This is a genomic window from Nostoc sp., assembly GCF_036917195.1.
Classification (GTDB): Bacteria; Cyanobacteriota; Cyanobacteriia; order Cyanobacteriales; family Nostocaceae; genus Nostoc.
Window position 1 is genome coordinate 22,175 of sequence record NZ_JBALDG010000011.1, and the last position, 16,355, is coordinate 38,529.

Annotated in this window: 15 protein-coding genes, 1 other RNA gene and 1 pseudogene; 9 read left to right on the top strand and 8 right to left on the bottom strand. The window is 42.3% G+C overall.

What is annotated here, in order from left to right; genetic code table 11:
- Positions 1-33: 33 nt before the first annotated feature.
- Both V7K40_RS02440 and V7K40_RS02445 read left to right on the top strand, forming a co-directional pair.
- A complete protein-coding gene (locus tag V7K40_RS02440) occupies positions 34-369 on the top strand; it encodes a hypothetical protein (RefSeq protein WP_334956382.1) in 336 nt (111 codons plus the stop codon).
- Between the two features lie 244 nt (positions 370-613).
- On the top strand, positions 614-868 hold the full coding sequence (locus tag V7K40_RS02445) for a hypothetical protein (RefSeq protein WP_334956384.1): 255 nt from the start codon (positions 614-616) through the stop codon (positions 866-868).
- Between the two features lie 33 nt (positions 869-901).
- On the opposite strand, the gene V7K40_RS02450 is transcribed toward V7K40_RS02445, so the two are convergent.
- From V7K40_RS02450 to V7K40_RS02470, 5 genes are all read right to left on the bottom strand, one after another.
- Entirely contained in the window at positions 902-1,786 is an 885-nt protein-coding gene (locus V7K40_RS02450) for a GUN4 domain-containing protein (RefSeq protein ID WP_334956386.1), read from the bottom strand.
- Between the two features lie 57 nt (positions 1,787-1,843).
- On the bottom strand, positions 1,844-3,829 hold the full coding sequence (locus V7K40_RS02455) for an AAA-like domain-containing protein (protein ID WP_334956388.1): 1,986 nt from the start codon (positions 3,827-3,829) through the stop codon (positions 1,844-1,846).
- 7 nt (positions 3,830-3,836) lie between these two features.
- A complete protein-coding gene (locus V7K40_RS02460) occupies positions 3,837-5,306 on the bottom strand; it encodes an AAA-like domain-containing protein (RefSeq protein WP_334956390.1) in 1,470 nt (489 codons plus the stop codon).
- A 180-nt stretch (positions 5,307-5,486) separates the two neighbouring features.
- Positions 5,487-6,083, bottom strand: a complete 597-nt coding sequence (locus tag V7K40_RS02465; protein ID WP_334956392.1) for a hypothetical protein — start codon at positions 6,081-6,083, stop codon at positions 5,487-5,489.
- Between the two features lie 313 nt (positions 6,084-6,396).
- A complete protein-coding gene (locus V7K40_RS02470) occupies positions 6,397-6,948 on the bottom strand; it encodes a 2'-5' RNA ligase family protein (protein ID WP_334956394.1) in 552 nt (183 codons plus the stop codon).
- Positions 6,949-7,052: 104 nt separating this feature from the next.
- On the opposite strand from V7K40_RS02470, the gene V7K40_RS02475 reads away from it, so the two are divergent.
- The 6 genes from V7K40_RS02475 (at position 7,053) to queF (ending at position 9,461) form a co-directional block, all read left to right on the top strand.
- Complete coding sequence (locus V7K40_RS02475) at positions 7,053-7,388, top strand: KGK domain-containing protein (protein ID WP_334956396.1); 336 nt, start codon at positions 7,053-7,055, stop codon at positions 7,386-7,388.
- Positions 7,389-7,609: 221 nt separating this feature from the next.
- Positions 7,610-7,876 carry a YciI family protein gene (locus V7K40_RS02480; RefSeq protein ID WP_298908409.1) on the top strand — a complete coding sequence of 89 codons (267 nt, stop codon included), beginning with the start codon at positions 7,610-7,612 and terminating at the stop codon, positions 7,874-7,876.
- A 37-nt stretch (positions 7,877-7,913) separates the two neighbouring features.
- Positions 7,914-8,010, top strand: an RNA gene (gene ffs / locus V7K40_RS02485) — signal recognition particle sRNA small type.
- Positions 8,011-8,035: 25 nt separating this feature from the next.
- Positions 8,036-8,419, top strand: a complete 384-nt coding sequence (locus V7K40_RS02490; protein ID WP_334956398.1) for a phasin family protein — start codon at positions 8,036-8,038, stop codon at positions 8,417-8,419.
- 148 nt (positions 8,420-8,567) lie between these two features.
- On the top strand, positions 8,568-8,966 hold the full coding sequence (locus V7K40_RS02495; RefSeq protein WP_298908137.1) for a hypothetical protein: 399 nt from the start codon (positions 8,568-8,570) through the stop codon (positions 8,964-8,966).
- Positions 8,967-9,050: 84 nt separating this feature from the next.
- Complete coding sequence (queF, locus tag V7K40_RS02500) at positions 9,051-9,461, top strand: preQ(1) synthase (protein WP_334956401.1); 411 nt, start codon at positions 9,051-9,053, stop codon at positions 9,459-9,461.
- Positions 9,462-9,479: 18 nt separating this feature from the next.
- Here queF and pstS read toward each other — a convergent pair whose 3' ends face one another.
- From pstS to V7K40_RS02515, 3 genes are all read right to left on the bottom strand, one after another.
- Positions 9,480-10,559 (bottom strand): phosphate ABC transporter substrate-binding protein PstS, encoded by a 1,080-nt coding sequence (gene pstS, locus V7K40_RS02505; RefSeq protein WP_334956403.1) that lies wholly within the window; start codon positions 10,557-10,559, stop codon positions 9,480-9,482.
- A 183-nt stretch (positions 10,560-10,742) separates the two neighbouring features.
- Positions 10,743-12,143 (bottom strand): cytochrome c biogenesis protein, encoded by a 1,401-nt coding sequence (locus tag V7K40_RS02510; protein ID WP_334956405.1) that lies wholly within the window; start codon positions 12,141-12,143, stop codon positions 10,743-10,745.
- Positions 12,144-12,210: 67 nt separating this feature from the next.
- On the bottom strand, positions 12,211-12,951 hold the full coding sequence (locus V7K40_RS02515; protein ID WP_334956407.1) for a cytochrome c biogenesis protein CcdA: 741 nt from the start codon (positions 12,949-12,951) through the stop codon (positions 12,211-12,213).
- A 184-nt stretch (positions 12,952-13,135) separates the two neighbouring features.
- Here V7K40_RS02515 and V7K40_RS02520 point away from each other — a divergent pair.
- Positions 13,136-16,231: pseudogene (locus tag V7K40_RS02520) on the top strand (ATP-binding protein).
- Positions 16,232-16,355: the final 124 nt, after the last annotated feature.

Sequence of the window (16,355 nt, forward strand, 5' to 3'; positions counted from 1 at the left end):
CATAAGTTTTAACTCTTCTAGTTGTTTCGTAGGGTGCGTTATGGAGACGCCGAAATAACAAATGGGTTCCCCGAAATAACAAATGCGTTCGCCGAAATAACAAATGCGTTCGCCGAAATAACAAATGAGTTCGTCGAAATAACAAATGCGTTCGCCGAAGTAACAAATGAGTTCGCCGAAATAACAAATGCGATCGCCGAAGTAACAAATGAGTTCGCCGAAATAACAAATGCGATCGCCGAAATAACAAATGAGTACGCCGAAATAACAAATGCGTTCGCCAAAATAACAAATGCGTTGGCTAGCAAGAACCGCAAATCTTTGGTGGATGAAGTTTTTCCGACTTGTGTGTACACCGTAGCCTTTTGACTTTTGATTTTTGACTTCCCGATAGGGCGTGGCATCCAGCGTTTTTACAATTGGGCAGGACTTTAGAGGAATGTGCGGCGAAGTACTGCACAATACTTCTCGAATAAGGGTTAAGTTGTCCTAAATTCAGATCCCCCCGCCTACGGCGACCCCCTTAAAAAGGGGGTAAAAGAAGGTTAGAAGCCCCCCTTTTTAAGGGGGGTTGGGGGGATCTGCAACGACTAATTGCGCTAACCGAGAAGTATTGAAGTACCGCAGGTTTTGTCAGAAGTACCGACCACAGGCGAAACCAGAACAGCGAAACCACTGGGGGAGCAGCTTTTTACCATCGGTGATCAAAGGTGGGCAAGCTAAAAAGTCGTCGCCTGGACAGATGAGCCTACCTTGGGACAAGCAGAAGTTAACTGAAAGTACGGAGGTGCATGAGATAGCAGCAAAATTTATTCAGGCAAACTGTTATCAGCCACCAGTGCCAGGTATCGGATTTATGAAATGCTGATTCTTGCGTGGAAAATGAGGCTGAAATAAATGTTTACAAATTTCTGAAATCCTTATGTTTTACACTTTGCAAGTCGCAATGCGAGAAAATAAGAGATCGGAGATCATAATTGAGGTCATTGGCTGCAATTGAGAAAAACAAGATAGGTAGGCTACCCCTTGGAACAGATTTGTATTTTATACGATTGTACAGTTCGTCATGTGACACGTAGCTACCTCTGCTTGTGTCCGTCTGATTGTCTTTAGGTCTTTTTTCATCATACCATCCAACTGCCTTGGCAAACTGAATATAATTTTTATAATAAAAGTTATTCCAGTCCTCTGGTTTTATACCAAGTCTATTCCCAGTTTTGATCCATATCTCCTTTTGCACACCAAAGCCAAAACGATTGTCTGCATTCACCCAAAGGTGGTCTATTTTTTGTAGGTCTGGACAAGAAAAGCTATTGATGTTGTGATAATCCATATATCCTTGTTCATCCTTTTTAGTAATATTGAACACGAGTTCGGATGTTTTTATATCAGCCGACTTCCAATTTTTAGCTTTCAAAAAATATTCAAGTTGAGCATATAAATATTTAGTGAAAGATGTTTCAACTTCTCTCCTAAATTTTAATTCTGTAATATTTTGAAAGATTAGGTTAATTAAACCTCTATAAACTGATTGAATATTCTCGTCTGTGAGCAACTGGTTCTCTTTGGTAAAATCAGTTTTATATGGATAAATTGTTAAAATATGAAATGCTATAGTGTAAGATTTTATAGCTTTTTTGATTTGTTCCTCTTGGACTAATAAATTACCTTGACTTTTTTGGAATAATACTTGAATTTGTAAGCCTTGACTGGAATCTAAAACTTTTTTATCAGCTTGGGATAAATTTGACTGGCTTTCTTGAATTTCACTTCTAGCATTACTCAATTCCTTCAGTTGTTGGTAGATTTGTGATTTAGCAGAAAATAATAGTACTTGTTTAAGTTAATGATTATCGATATTAAATGATAACGCTGCTATTCTTAAAGCTTCATCTGAATCTGATGGACTGTCATTTTGTAATTTTCCAGCTAGTGCTACAAGTTGGCGAACGTTTGCAACTTCTGTTTGAGCTTCTTCATTTTTTGCATTGGTTTGCTTCAGTTGTTTTTCTTGAGTCTTTAGTTTTACCAAAATTGCTAATTCTTTCTTTTGAGATTGACTAAGTTGATCATTAGTTTGAAAGAGTTCCCTACTTTTCTCTTTTAAATTCTGTCTCGCCCTTGCTGTATTTTCTTCAGCCTTTTTTGCTTGTTGCTTTGCTTCTCTAGCAATTTTGTCATCTTCATTTACTTTTTGTTTTGCTGATTTTTCGCTTTCTTTAGCTTGCCCTTCTAACTTCAAAGCTTGTGCAGCTCTATCTTTAGCCTTTTTTTCATTTTCCTGTGCTTCTGTAGCCTTTTGCTGGGCTTTGGTCAAATTTTTTTGAGCTTCATCAACTCGTTTCTTTGCTGCCGAGACATTAAAATTAGCTAGTTTAACCTCCTTCCTAGACCATATCCCTAAAGCTATAGCTCCTAAAACTGCTACAACCAAAACAACAATCCCAATACTAATCCTTCGTTGAGCTTGACTATTAGCCTCACTGAGTAATTGGTTTCTTACCTCGACTGCTTTCTTGTCCTTCCTCTCTCTTGACAAAGCTGCCTCTTGTTCTTGAGCAGCAATCTCTTCCTGAATTTCTTTCTCTTTACTAGCCGCTAAATACTGCTTATCCTGATAACTTAAATTTTTATCCCTGGCCCATTGTTCTACTGATTGTAATGCCTTACCTCGCAACAGCCGTGATTCATCAGCACCTCCAGAAGCGACCCAAAAGCGAAAACTCTCTGAATAAGGACGCAGGTTATTTAATTGATTTTCAACCCAATTAAAATCAAATATTTGCCGATAAATCTGATTATAAATTTTCAGCTTACCTTGCTCTCTAATCACTAATCCTGAAAGTTGTAACTCACTTTGCTCTAATGTTTCATCTGCTGTTATAAGTGATTGTTCTTCACTCAGCCTGATTTGCTGATATAGTTCTAGTAAGTAACCTGCTTTTTGTTCATCTCGTAAAATTCTGGCTTGAATTGTTCGCAAATGCTCAGGCTCATCCTGTGATTCCCAACTTTCAATAATCCGCGACTTGACAATTTGTTCAACTGAAGGAGGATTTTCTTGCTCAGATTCCTCAACCAGAAACTGACAAAGCTTTTGAGTCAAAAATGGTTGTCCTCCCGTCCACTGCAAGATTTTTTGCATTATCGCTTGGGGACTGCTGAATTTACTGCCTAGACCACTTTCTAATGGTTTAACTTCGTGCAATTGAAAACCTTTGAGGGAGATAGCCTGACCAATATTAAACGGAGTACGCTGTTTATCTCCAATCAAATTACTAGGTGATGCGACCCCTAATAAACAGAACGTGAGGCGATTATATTCCAGGTTATCAACACGCTTGTTATAGCAGGCGCGAATTAATGCAAAAAAGTCATCTGTAGGAAAGTTTAGACTAAGGACGCTATCGATTTCATCAATAAAAATAACAATATTTTCTTGGACTTCAACAAGTAATACTTCTTCCAAAAACTTGCGAAATCTCGTCACTAATGTATTTAACTGGTTCTCTGACCACCAATCACCAAAATCTAAATCTAATCCAAAACTATCAATGAGTGTGTCGATTAAATCTGCATACCATTGTTCGGGAGGTACATTTTGAATACCTCCAGCCGAAAGGTCAACTGCTGCACACTTTACACTGTCCTCTCTCAATCGCTGCATGGTTCGCACACGTAAGCTAGACTTACCGCTTTGGCGCGAATTTAGTACGTAACAAAACTTTCCTGCTTTTAGTCCTTCGTATAATTGGGCATCAGCTTCTCTTGTGACATAGGTACTGGCATTTTCAGGCAGACTTCCAGAGAATATGTATTGGTCAACCATGATTTACCTACTCCAAACGAGTTGAGAAATACTGACGATACAAATCACAACCAGGAACACAATCATTGCTAGAAAGTTTTACTAACCCCAAACTATGCAACTTAAAGGCAACTTCAGTATCTAACCTCACAGGTGTATTTGTCATCACTACTTTTTTATACCCTAACTCCAACTGAGGATTATGTTGTAAATGCCACAGTTGTTGTCGCAAGTGAGCGCTGAAAATTCCCTGCTCTGTTGGTGCAAGTCTTAGCAGTTCTTCTAAGGTCATTTGCTGGCTTTTGAGGTGAGCGATGGCTTGTTGCATCAGATAGGGATGTCCCCCTAACAAGTCTATCAACCTACTTAAGTCCTGTTTCCCCAACAGCCCTAACTCATTCTGCTTGGCGAGTTCTGTTACTTGTTGCAGATTAAATTCGGGTAAATCAATCGCCAGTCCTACATTAAAGGGGGAATGATTACTATCCAAAGAAGGGTAAGATTCAGTAGAGTGAACTACTACTAACCGCAGTTTCTTCCAGATATTACCAATCTTGTCCCCTTGTTTAGCTGCTTCATACCACCCACGCAGGAGTAAACAGAATTGGGGAAAAATCTCTGGATAATCAAACAGTCTCTCAAAGTTATCTATAGCTAAAAATAAGGGAGTATCAGTAACCGATAATAAATATTTTTGGAAATAGCGAGTGCAGTTCTTATTCAGTCCAAAAACTTCTTGCCAGTGTTTATCTAGTTGGGGTTCTAGTTCCAAAGTGTCAGCAACATCAACACACAACCATTGTAGAAATGTTTTTAAGTTAGCCAGAATATCGATATCAGCAAGTTGTAAATCTATTTTTGCAGTTTGATAACCCTGGTGTCTTGCATAGTCTAAGGTTTTCTCCAGCAGCAATGTTTTACCCATTCTTTGCGGGGCTTTGAGACGAATTAACGCTCCTGGTTGCACAAGAGCCTCATAGCATTTATTTTCAATGGGTGGTCGTTGAATATATATAGTTGTATGTGCCCCCATTGCAGAGTTCTCAGCCGCTTGTAACTGTTGTTCAATTGCATCTAACTTGTCACTAAGCTCCTTCAGGGTGCGTTCTTCTGACTGAAGCTGGTGTTCATATTGAAACTTGCGTGATGGATCTGTTTCAATAATCCATGCATTTCGTATCCTTGCAATCCTCTGGCTTTGGAGTGCGTAGGCTTTTTCGAGTGAGTCTTGTTCTTGCTGCGTAGGCGAAGCCCGCCGTAGGCATCGCTCTCTTTGGTTTTGTGATGGGGCCGGACTACCTGATGCCGCCGTCTGCTGCCCAAGGTGAATATTGTAGATGTCACCGCCAATTCGCCCAGCATTTACAGACTCAGCATTAATCAACCCACCGCCAAACTGGGAATTGCGTAAGTCGTTGTCGGCTTGCTTCGGGTCTTCTGAGTCGGACATGGGTTTGATTTGAGCGTTCTTAAGCGTCTCTGTTCTGAATGTTACCACCTAATTGCTGTACGTCAAATTCCTTAAAATTCCCGGAGGTCTGCCTTAGTTAGATCGGGTGTTACTTCTGGATGTTCTTGCCGCCATTGATTCCAGGTTTTTACTCCTTGCCTAAGTATTGCCAGATGTTTCTCATTCGCCATCTTGAGTTAACCCCTCTGCTTTATCTATGCAAGAAAACTACTCTGCCTCCTGCCAACCTTCTAAAGTTGCCACAAGTATGTTGACAAGAGGATGATCCACTAGCTCCTTGAAAGCTTCTGTTCCACCTGCTTTCAAAGCCCCAATAACCCGCACTTTCAAAGTAGGATTACTATCAATTTGCTTGAGTGCTTCTGTGACCACTATCTGTTTTTCTAGTGGAGTATTAGTAGGGTAACTCTGCCCCAATTGGTTGAGAAGCTTCTGAATCTCTGCGGCGGCTTCTGCCAGATTTTGCCGTTGCTGTGGGGTGTAGTTAGTAATGTTACCGCCAATTTGTTGTGCATTTACGGAGTCAGCGTCTACAATACCACCAGCAAATTGAGCGCCTTGCAAGTTAAAGTTAGAAGTTTTATTATTCACTTTTTGCTGGTTATTATTGCCTTGAACGTTGTTGACGTTGCCGCCAACTGAACCACCAACTGAAAAGCTACCGGGATTGTTAGTCATAGTATTTACCTGTTCAACATTTGAATAAAAGCTAAAATGCTCTAACGCCGTCATCACCATATTTTCTAATCTGCGGATTTGATTATCTTTTTCTGCTAGCAGTAATTTAATCTCCCGCTCCGGCAAACCTTTTATCTGATTATACGTGGTAAAATATTACATGCTCAGTTCCGACTTATCAGCCATAGCTGCGGTTTTGGCATGAAGCAAGAACTTATCTTCGCCTCGTACTTCCATTCCTACAATCCCCAAATCTGCTTCTGGGTAATTCTTAGCTAACTGTTTGAAGGAAATTGCGATCGCACTTCAACTACTTGCATATTCCAGTACTCTCCCAAACTCCCAGCGCCAAGCAGTCTCTACCAGTATTTCTTTGCCGTTGATGAATTGGATGAATTCTTACCCATTGTCATAAGAAAATATCTGAGTAATATATTACTCATTGTTCGGTAGGCAAAAAACCAAACTCCGATTTAATATTCCAGCGCTTACCGTCGTGAAGCAGTAGGGTTAGTTTGTGGGCAGTAAACTCAAAATGCAACTGACGCTTTTCAAACTCTGGCCAAGCAGCTTTAAAGTTTTGCTTTGTTAAATCCCGAAACGCAACCGTCATGTGGGGCGCAAAAGGGCGGGTTTTAGAAACCTTGTCAACAATTCCCAAGTTGCTTTCTGTATAAGCCATTAAATCAGCTTGCAAAGTCAAAACTTCTTGACTTCTGACTACATTGATGTATATGACACGAGGTACAAAAGCATCAAACCCCCTGAGTGTAATTGCTACTGGCTGTTGTCCACTAGCAAACTCTTCCAAGGATGCTTCTAGCAGTGGCAAGTTAGCATCTGCCCATTCAAAGGGCGGTTGCAGGGTAATATGAGGCGGAGACTTTAGCGCCCCGCTACTAGCATAGTGATCGGCAAAGTACTGCTTAATCTGGTTAGCGTAGTCTTGAATGTCTTCCGGTGGTAAAAGGGCGACAAAAAAACGGCTCATCTAATTTTATTCCTTAGTAATTGGTGGTCAGTGGGAAAACTTAAAAGAAGGCGGATCGAGTTGGCGCTTGATCCGCCATGTTGTGTTAACAAAGAGAAAACTAAATGAGCGATCAAATTATTCTGTCCGATGAGGATGTTATTTCTATGGCTCAGGATGCTAACTTAACTGAGGCTTCAACATCGACAGGTGAAGAATTGATGGAACGTCTGAAGTATTTGGTGCATAGGAGCAGCAACTTAGAAGAGGACAAGGCTTCAGACTGGTTTGGAGATGGTGTCAACTGTAAGCTTTTACTGGCTCAGGGTGGCGGCTGGCAAAAAGGTAAAATCCGAATTCTTTTTGAATTTGTTCTTGACAAGCCGACACCAACAAAACCACTGATTCCCACTAACTCGACATCTCCCCTGGATGATCTGCGATCGCACTTAGAGGTCTAATAGTTACAGATGTGTCGCCTGCTAGCAGACAGTAGGTGACATATCCATGAGAAAGCCGTCCTTGTCAGAGCCGCTAGGATGGCTTTATTCGTCTTCTTCTCTGTTTTGACCTTTAAATCTTCAGTAAATTACTATAGTTAGTGTATATTGCTACTCAAATGCTACTCAAAAATAGTAATAACTTAAGCAGGATGTCTGTTGCAACTGGAGTTAAGAAGCAAATGCCTTGGTTTGTGAAAATTGAAGAAGGCAAAGTCGATAAACCTACCTTTGACCAATATGTACCTGCCCACAAAGCCTACATTCAGGACTTGATTGCTAAAGGACACAAAGCGCGAACAGGCTACTGGGCAGAGCAAAGAGGCGGGATGTTGCTGTTTGAGGCAGCCTCAAAGGAGGAAGCAGAAGCAATTGTAGCTGATGATCCATTGGTGCAACATGGCTGCGTCAACTATCAGCTTTACGAATGGCGAATTGTTATGGAATAACACACACTTACTGACTTTTAATGTTATGCTTTTAAAAGACCTGGATCTATGCGATTGCAACACCCAAATCTTGTCAGAACCGGAAGGTAGCAGCAACACGGGAGGCTTGTGATAGGCGTAGTCTCCGGGTCGCCCTATTTTTAGGAGCGTTCAGCAACAATGGCTGGTTTTGGAGATATTGTTCAAAAAGCTTTTTACCTCGGTGTTGGATTAGCTTCTTACGCAGGTGAGAAAGCAGGGGGGAAATTAGCCCAAGTGCGATCGCAAGTCCAAAAACTGGCAGATGAAATGGTGGCAAAGGGCGAAATGAACACAGAAGAAGCCCGCCGCTTCGTTGAAGATATGATGAAGCAAGCCCAACAGGCCCAAGCATCTGGTGAAACCTCACCAGAAACACCCCCTTCTGAACCTCGCCGCATTGAAATTTTAGAGGAAGATGAAGAACCAAGGGTGAAAGAGGGAGCAACTGATGAGAATGTGGATAAATTACGCCAAGAAGTGCTAGACCTGCAAAATGAGTTAAAACGATTGCAACGCGATTAATAAAAAATATTCTTTGATCGAAATATTAGTAATAAGTAGCACTTCAGATAGAAACTTGAGTAAGATACATTGCTTAATGTGTACTCTAGTGCTTCCAGCCAGATAATACAAACCGTCCTGTTTATAGCCTGTTAAGGGCGTCAATTTTATGGAACAGTGGCAAAAAGATTTAGCAGAAATCGTCGAAACAGTGGCTGATGAAGTAGAGCGTTTCTTCCTGGGAATGAGTGAAATGGTAGACGCTTTTTTTGAGCTAACGGAAGAAATCACGGAGCAAGTCCCTAACATTGTCAGTGAAGTCGATCAGTATTTACAGGATTTGGCTGAACCAATGTTGGAAGCTTACTGGGAACTGGAAGACATTGTAACAGATGTAGATCCGGGCTTTCCTTATTCAGTTGAACCCACAGCCGAAAAAAATCCTGCCTGCATCGGTTGTACTCACTACCACGGTCAGGTTTATGGTGGTAATTTATTAGTTTGTGCTATGCATCCTCACGGTTGTGAAGATGAGAATTGTCCAGACTGGGAGAAGGAAGAGTATTGAGATGCTGAGTAAGGATTTACGATTTATTAATCTCCCCATCTCCTCCTTTACCCAAACTAGCAAATAATCATACTTTAATAACTTATGAGTAATTCCTCACCTGAAAGTGTATCCCAGGCAAGCCTAGAAATGAAGTATGGCGAACGCGACATTGCCGAAGGTAAATTAATTACCTTTCCGAATCCGCGTGTGGGGAGGCGATATGACATTAATATTACTTTGCCGGAATTTACTTGTAAATGTCCATTTTCCGGCTATCCTGACTTTGCGACAATTTACGTTACCTATGTGCCTAATGAGCGGGTAGTGGAATTGAAGGCGCTTAAGCTTTACATTAACAGTTACCGCGATCGCTACATTTCTCACGAAGAATCTGCCAATCAAATTTTGGATGATTTTGTAGCTGCTTGTGATCCGTTGGAAGTCACGGTGAAAGCAGATTTTACGCCTCGCGGTAATGTACATACTGTGGTTGAAGTGCGTCACCAAAAGTAATATCATCACTGATTAGCGTTATTCAGCAATTTTATTGACGGCAGATTGCACTTGAAGCACAACTTTTTTAGACAAAGGAATATATCCAAGTTCCAAACTAGATTTTTGCCCCTCAATCACAACCCAATCAACAAAGTTTTTCAGCACTTGAGCTTTGACTCGGTTTGGATATTGGTGATAAGTTAAAAGCCAGCTGTAACTGACTATGGGATAAGACTGGGCATCTGTAGGATCGGTGATAAAACCAATCAAATTATTATTGGGTAATTTCACTGCCTCTAAGGTTTGAGCTACAGATTCTGATGTCGGCGTAATATAATTACCAGATTTATTTTCTAAAGCAGCCACAGGAAGTTTATTTTGTTTGGCGTAAACATACTCTACATAGCCAATAGCTCCTGGTATCTGTTGAATCAGGGCGGTAACACCTTCGTTACCCTTTCCACCAATTCCCACTTGCCATGCTACAGCTTTACCAGCCCCAAGTTTCCTTTTCCATTCTGGACTTATAGCACTTAGGTGTTGCGTCAACACGCTCGTAGTCCCACTACCATCAGTTCGGTGTACGACTTGAATCGGTAAATTGGGCAAACTTACTCCTGGATTAGCTGCGGCTATTCTTGGATGATTCCAATTTGTAATTTTTCCGAGGAAAATATCTACGTAAACTTGGCGTGGTAGCCTTAGAGTCGTTGGCACATTGACTTGAGGCGACTGCTGTGCAACTGGTGTGAGGTTATAAGCCAGTACAATAGAACCGGCAGTTATTGGCAAAGCGATCACTCCCCGTTTTATCTTGGCTGCTTCTTCATTTGTAATTCCTACATCACTAGCTGCAAAGTCCACAGTACCTTCAATGAGTTGTTGCACTCCAGCACTGCTCCCTATAGCTTGATAGTTAATTTCCACATTGGGATTTTTCTGATTGTAATCTGAAAGCCAGCGCTCGTACAAAGGCGCGGGAAAACTTGCTCCGGCACCAATGAGGGAAACATGCTTGATGTTTCTATGATCCCCAGTGCAAGAAGCAATACTCAACGAAACAGCGATTAGGGGTAGAAGGTAAACGCGTCCCTTGGATTGAACTTGAGGAGACATGGAAATCTTTTGTTCCAATCTTTAATAAACACCTCTAATAATTTTTCAATTTGTAGCCATGTAAGCGTAATTAATTGTAAATAACTTTGAAACGCAAAGGGGCGCAGAGGTTCACGCAAAGGTAGACAAAGTTATCACTTATGCTCTGCGTTCGTCTGTGATTTACTTTGCGCTCCTGTGCTTTTAAACTTCAATTGGCGTCTCTTTCTCCTCAGCTTTTGGCTGTGAACTCAGCCGATCTAAAATCTCCAAAACCTCTTGTTCAAAAGCAACTTGGGCGCGATTAGTTTTACCACCCACATACAAGCGATCGCCTTTTTGCAATGCCCATATTTGCGAATGGGAGAAGTAACTCATCACCACACCCAGCATTAGCAAGCCAAACCCTGAGTAAACAATTGGTATGCCTGGATCGGCTTTAATTTGTAAGCCAGTGCTACCAATCACATCCAGAATTTTCAGCTTCACGCCATTGACTTCGGTGGACATCCCAGTGCGGACAGTATCAACAAGTTTGCCAGTGGGATCATAAATTAATACCATCCCTTGCAAGTCTTTGGCTAACAGGGAGACACCCTCACTCAAATCAGGTTTAGTCGGAACCCACGTTCCCCAAATGCGCCCGTTACCGTTGGTGTTCAATTGCGCCATTGGTAGTTGAAAAATCGGGCTGTTGTTAAATTGGACGCGAACAGCTGCAATTCCCCAATCAGTTTGGTAGAAAGTTACACCATGATAGCGCAGAGGCTCGTTGACAAAAATTTTCTTGTGATCAACCTCCTTTCCCTGATTATTCAAGACAGACATATCCGAATAAAATTGATCAATGCCGCCAGATGGAGTGTAGTCAATCCAAAAACGATTGACGCGCACAGACCAATCTTTGGGGACTTGGGCTGCTGCTAAAGGACCAGCATCTACAATATTTCTCACCTGAAATGTATCGCCACTGGCAACCATTTCCTGAGCCAGAAACCCAGTCATCGCCCCCCAAATTCCCCCTAGCAGAATAGCTACGATGCCAATATGAACGATAATTGGGCCGATGCGTCCGACTATTCCCTTGCGGGCGTAGAGGAGATTTTCTTTTTCTTGATCTGGAAAAATTTTATAGCGGCGTTTCTCTAATATTTGGCTGAGAGAATTCAAAGAACCAGTATCTAGTTCTGCACTCAAAGCTAATTTTTGAAATTGCCGTGGTTCTTCGTAATATTTCCAGCGCTGGGCAGCTTTTAAGGCTGGTAACTGACGAGTAAAAGAACAAGCAGTTAAGCTAGTGCCAAATAAGATGAGTAATGCCAAAAACCACCAGGTACGATATACGTGGTCTAACCCAACTACCTGAATTACCTTCCAAGTTAAGAAACCAAATAAAGCTGGATGTTCTGGGTAGTTAGCCTGGTAGAATGCGGGTGAGCGACCTTGCTCAATTACAGTTCCGGTGGAACTAAAGATTGCAATCAATAGAAATAGTGCGATCGCTAGTCGTAAGTTGGTCAGTACAGGCAAAAGCTCCTGCCGTAAGAATTGCCCAGGTACTGCCCACCATTTTAATTCTTTGTCCGCTGAATCTTCTAAAGTCATTATGTGTAAAATATTACAAATGTATTAAATAATATAAATCTCAATTAGGCACTATCAAGGATTGAAATTAAAAACTGCCAATGGGAATCCGAGAAATTAAGGAAAATACACCGAATCCTACCAACAGCGCCCCGCTGACTGGGTTAATCCAACCAGACCAGCGACGCAATTCCAGTAACTTTTTAATTGAAGCTGTAAAAGTACCCGCCAAAATCAATGGTGCTACATAACCGCCTGTGTAAGAAAGTAGCAAAACAGCGCCTAAAATTAAGTCTTGTGTATTGGCAATCCAACCTAGTAAGCTAGCTAAAACAGGCGTGCTACAAGGGGATGCGACTAAGCCGAAAGTCAGCCCCAGCAAATAGGAACGCAATCCTGCTGGTAAATCTGGCGAAATCCAATTCGTTTCACCCAAGGATGGAAATTGCAGAGGTAGAGCTTCTAGTAAGTTCAGCCCCATGAGAATGGCGATAATGCTGACGATAATCGGCAAACCAATTCCCACTTGACCGTAGACTTTTCCCACCAAAGCTGCTAAGATTCCTAATCCTGCCAATGTAGTTGCTAATCCGAAAGCAAACCAAGTTGATTGAGCAGCTGCTTGCAAACGGCTTTTGGCTTCATAACCACCGATGTAACCAATGGTAATTGGCAGCATAGAAAGCATACAGGGTGTGAGACTAGTGAGCAAGCCAGCTGCAAAGATGATACCAATACTTGGCACACTCAGGTGTGTCAGTTGGTTAGAAACGAGGCTGTTGGCAAATTGTTCTAGTTGGTAAATTTGGGTTTGCAGATTATCAAGCATGGGGAGTTTATGAGCGGGGAATGCTTACTCTGCTTGAATTTTAGCTTATTTTTGGTTTTTTTAGTTAGCAGAATTGATTATCGTAACCTAATATTATCTAAATTTAATCTGCCCAAGGAAATGTATCTAAAATACAATTAATCTGGATTATTCCTGAAGAAGTACGCCTGGAGTATTTGGCATGATGATTGCATTACCTGGATTTGAAATTGTCGCTTTGTTAAAAGCAGGGGTAAAAGCAGTCATATACCGTGGAATTAAGGTTAAAGATCAGTGTCCGGTAATTATCAAAGGGCTACGTCCAGAACAGTGTATACCCAATAATATTGAGCAACTTAGACATGAGTATGCGATCGCTCAAAGATTAAACATTGCAGCAGCAGTCAAAGCCTACGCCTTAGAGATGCACCAGGGAATCCCTTATCTAATTATGGAGGATTTTGGGGGGCGATCGCTTGACCTGTTGTTAGACCAATTTCAACAGCCTGTTCCATTTTTAAAGATTGCTATTGAAATCACTAGCAGACTTGCACAAATTCACAGCCATCACATTGTTCACAAAAATATTAAGCCACAAAATATTTTAGTTAACCTCGAAACTAATCAGGTCAAGATTGCTGATTTTGGAATTGCTGCTTTCATTCCCTATGAGCAGCAAAGAGTTAGCAGTTCCAGTCGCATTGAAGGCAGTCTACCATATCTGTCACCTGAGCAAACCGGGCGGATGAATCGAGGGATTGACCATCGTAGTGATTTATATTCACTGAGAGTCACCTTCTATGAAATGCTCACAGGTCAGCTACCGTTTCAAGGCAAAGACCCCTTAGAGTGGGTGCATTGTCATATCGCCAAATCTCCGCCATCCCCGAAAAAGCTAAACTCTGATATTCCCGAAATGCTTTGTGAGATCATCATAAAATTGCTGTCCAAGGTTGCAGAACAGATGAGTGGTGTTGTGCTTGATATCACCGATCGCAAACAATCTGAAGCCAAACGTATTCAACTGATTCAAGAGCAAACCGCCCGTCTGGAAGCAGAAGTCGATCAGCAACGAGCAGCGTTTTTGGCTCAAGTCAGTGCAACACTCGCATCTTCCCTCGATTACGAAAGCACGCTAACAAGCGTGGCAAACCTGGTTGTGCCTTACTTCGCCGATTGGTGCAGTGTTAATCTCCTGCAAGACAATCAAGCAATTAATCAAGTAGCAGTTGCCCATCGAGATCCAGAGAAAGTGAAACTCGCGTGGGAACTCTATCAGCGTTATCCCAGAGATTTTGATGCAGCTGAAGGTGTGGCTAAGGTGCTGCGTACAGGACTTGCAGAAATGGTAACTGAAATTTCAGATGCAGCCCTAGCAGCAGCCATCCAAGATCCAGAACATCTGCGAATTCTGCGTGAACTTGGTTTAAAGTCATGTATAATCTTGCCCTTGATGGCACGTGAAAGAATTTTTGGGGCAATTTCCTTTGTGACTGCTGAATCAGAACGTCGTTACAGCATAGCTGACTTGTCACTGGCAGAAGATGTTGCTCATCGAGCTGCGATCGCCATCGATAATGCCCGCCTTTACCAAGAAGCGCAGCAAGCACAAACAACAGCAGAGCGAGCATTAGAGCGAGTTGCCCGTCTCCAGTCGATCACAGCTGCCCTTTCAGAATCGCTGACACCAGCCCAAGTATCTCAAGTCATTGTCGAGCAAAGCATGGCTGCCTTGGGAGCTAGTTCAGCCCTCGTCGCTTTGCTGAATGAAAACAAAACTGAACTGGAAATTGTGCGTGCGGTTGGCTATAGCCAAGATTTGCTGGACACTTGGCGGCATTTTGCCATAGATTCACCATTTCCCTTAGCAGAAGCCGTGCGGACTGGGCAACCTATTTGGGGACAAGCGAGACAAAATCAGATAGCTCGTTACCCTCATCTAGCTGAAATTTACGCCCAATATGACATTGATCCCTGGATTTCTATTCCATTGATGGTAGAAGGTTGGGCAGTTGGAGGTATAACTTTGGGATTTGCCCAGCCTCAACTACTTAGTGGAGAAGATCAAGCGTTTATCTTGGCTGTTGCTCAACAATGCGCCCAAGCGATCGCTCGCGCCCACCTTTACGAAGCCGAACGAACGGCGCGAAACGCTGCTGAATCAGCAAACCGGATCAAAGATGAATTTTTAGCTGTGTTGTCCCATGAACTGAGAACCCCGCTTAACCCAATTCTGGGTTGGACAAAACTGATGCGAACCCGCAAACTTGACCAATTAACAAGCGATCGCGCCCTCGAAACCATTGAGCGCAACGCCAAGTTACAAACCCAATTGATTGAAGATTTGCTTGATGTCTCCCGCATCCTTCAGGGTAAACTTAATCTCAACTTCTACCCAATTAATTTGGTATCAGTCATTGAAGCTGCGATCGAGACAGTGCGTTTATCAGCACAGGCCAAGTCCATCGAGATTCAGACAATTCTTGAATCTGGTGTCGGGCAAGTTTTAGGCGATGCCAATCGATTGCAACAAGTCATTTGGAATATCCTTTCCAATGCGATTAAGTTTACTCCCACTGGGGGACAGGTAAAAATTAAATTAAAGCAGGTTGGCTTACAGGTACAAATCTGCATAACTGACACAGGGAAGGGGATTGTACCTGAGTTCTTAGCTTATGTCTTTGATTATTTTCGTCAAGCAGATAGTGCCACAACTCGAAAATTTGGCGGTTTAGGTTTAGGATTAGCGATCGTCCGGCATCTTGTAGAACTTCACGGGAAAACTGTTTAAGCAGAAAGCCTGGGCGAAGGACAAGGAGCAACTTTTACCGTCATACTTCCATGCTTACAGGATAAAAGCAAAGGAATCAAGGATGCAAAAGATAACTCCTCACTTCTGGGAGATCAATCCTCACCCTTGTCTGGCTTACAGATTCTCGTGGTGGATGATGATGCAGATATGCAAGAATTTTTGTCCTTCATGCTAAAGCAATATGGTGCAACTGTGACCACTGTAACCTCAGGCACTGCAGCTTTAACTGCACTGAGTCAATCCCAGCCAAATCTGATCATCAGCGATATTGGGATGCCAGAAATGGATGGTTACATGCTGATGCGACAGGTGAGGAGTCTAAAACCAGAGCAAGGCGGGACAATTCCAGCGATCGCCTTAACTGCCTATGCTGGTGAGATGGATCAGCAGCAAGCGATCGCTGTCGGATTTCAGCAGCATATTTCCAAACCTGTAGATCCACAGAAATTGGTAAAGGCAATCGTGTTATCAGGGACTGCCAAAAAATAAATTATCCAAAATTATTTGTACAACAGAGAAGCCATGCCGCAGGCTTTACGCTGCGCTATCGACAATTCCATTATCCAAAATTGCTTGGCTTCCACCTGACCCCACAGGATGACGCTAGCTAAAC

Bases quoted from the DNA above. Each gene is read 5' to 3' on its own strand.
- V7K40_RS02455 (WP_334956388.1), bottom strand. From the start codon at position 3,829: ATGGTTGACCAATACATATTCTCTGGAAGTCTGCCTGAAAATGCCAGT.
- V7K40_RS02470 (WP_334956394.1), bottom strand. From the start codon at position 6,948: ATGAGCCGTTTTTTTGTCGCCCTTTTACCACCGGAAGACATTCAAGAC.
- V7K40_RS02475 (WP_334956396.1), top strand. From the start codon at position 7,053: ATGAGCGATCAAATTATTCTGTCCGATGAGGATGTTATTTCTATGGCT.
- V7K40_RS02480 (WP_298908409.1), top strand. From the start codon at position 7,610: ATGCCTTGGTTTGTGAAAATTGAAGAAGGCAAAGTCGATAAACCTACC.
- V7K40_RS02490 (WP_334956398.1), top strand. From the start codon at position 8,036: ATGGCTGGTTTTGGAGATATTGTTCAAAAAGCTTTTTACCTCGGTGTT.
- V7K40_RS02495 (WP_298908137.1), top strand. From the start codon at position 8,568: ATGGAACAGTGGCAAAAAGATTTAGCAGAAATCGTCGAAACAGTGGCT.
- queF (WP_334956401.1), top strand. From the start codon at position 9,051: ATGAGTAATTCCTCACCTGAAAGTGTATCCCAGGCAAGCCTAGAAATG.
- pstS (WP_334956403.1), bottom strand. From the start codon at position 10,559: ATGTCTCCTCAAGTTCAATCCAAGGGACGCGTTTACCTTCTACCCCTA.
- V7K40_RS02510 (WP_334956405.1), bottom strand. From the start codon at position 12,143: ATGACTTTAGAAGATTCAGCGGACAAAGAATTAAAATGGTGGGCAGTA.
- V7K40_RS02515 (WP_334956407.1), bottom strand. From the start codon at position 12,951: ATGCTTGATAATCTGCAAACCCAAATTTACCAACTAGAACAATTTGCC.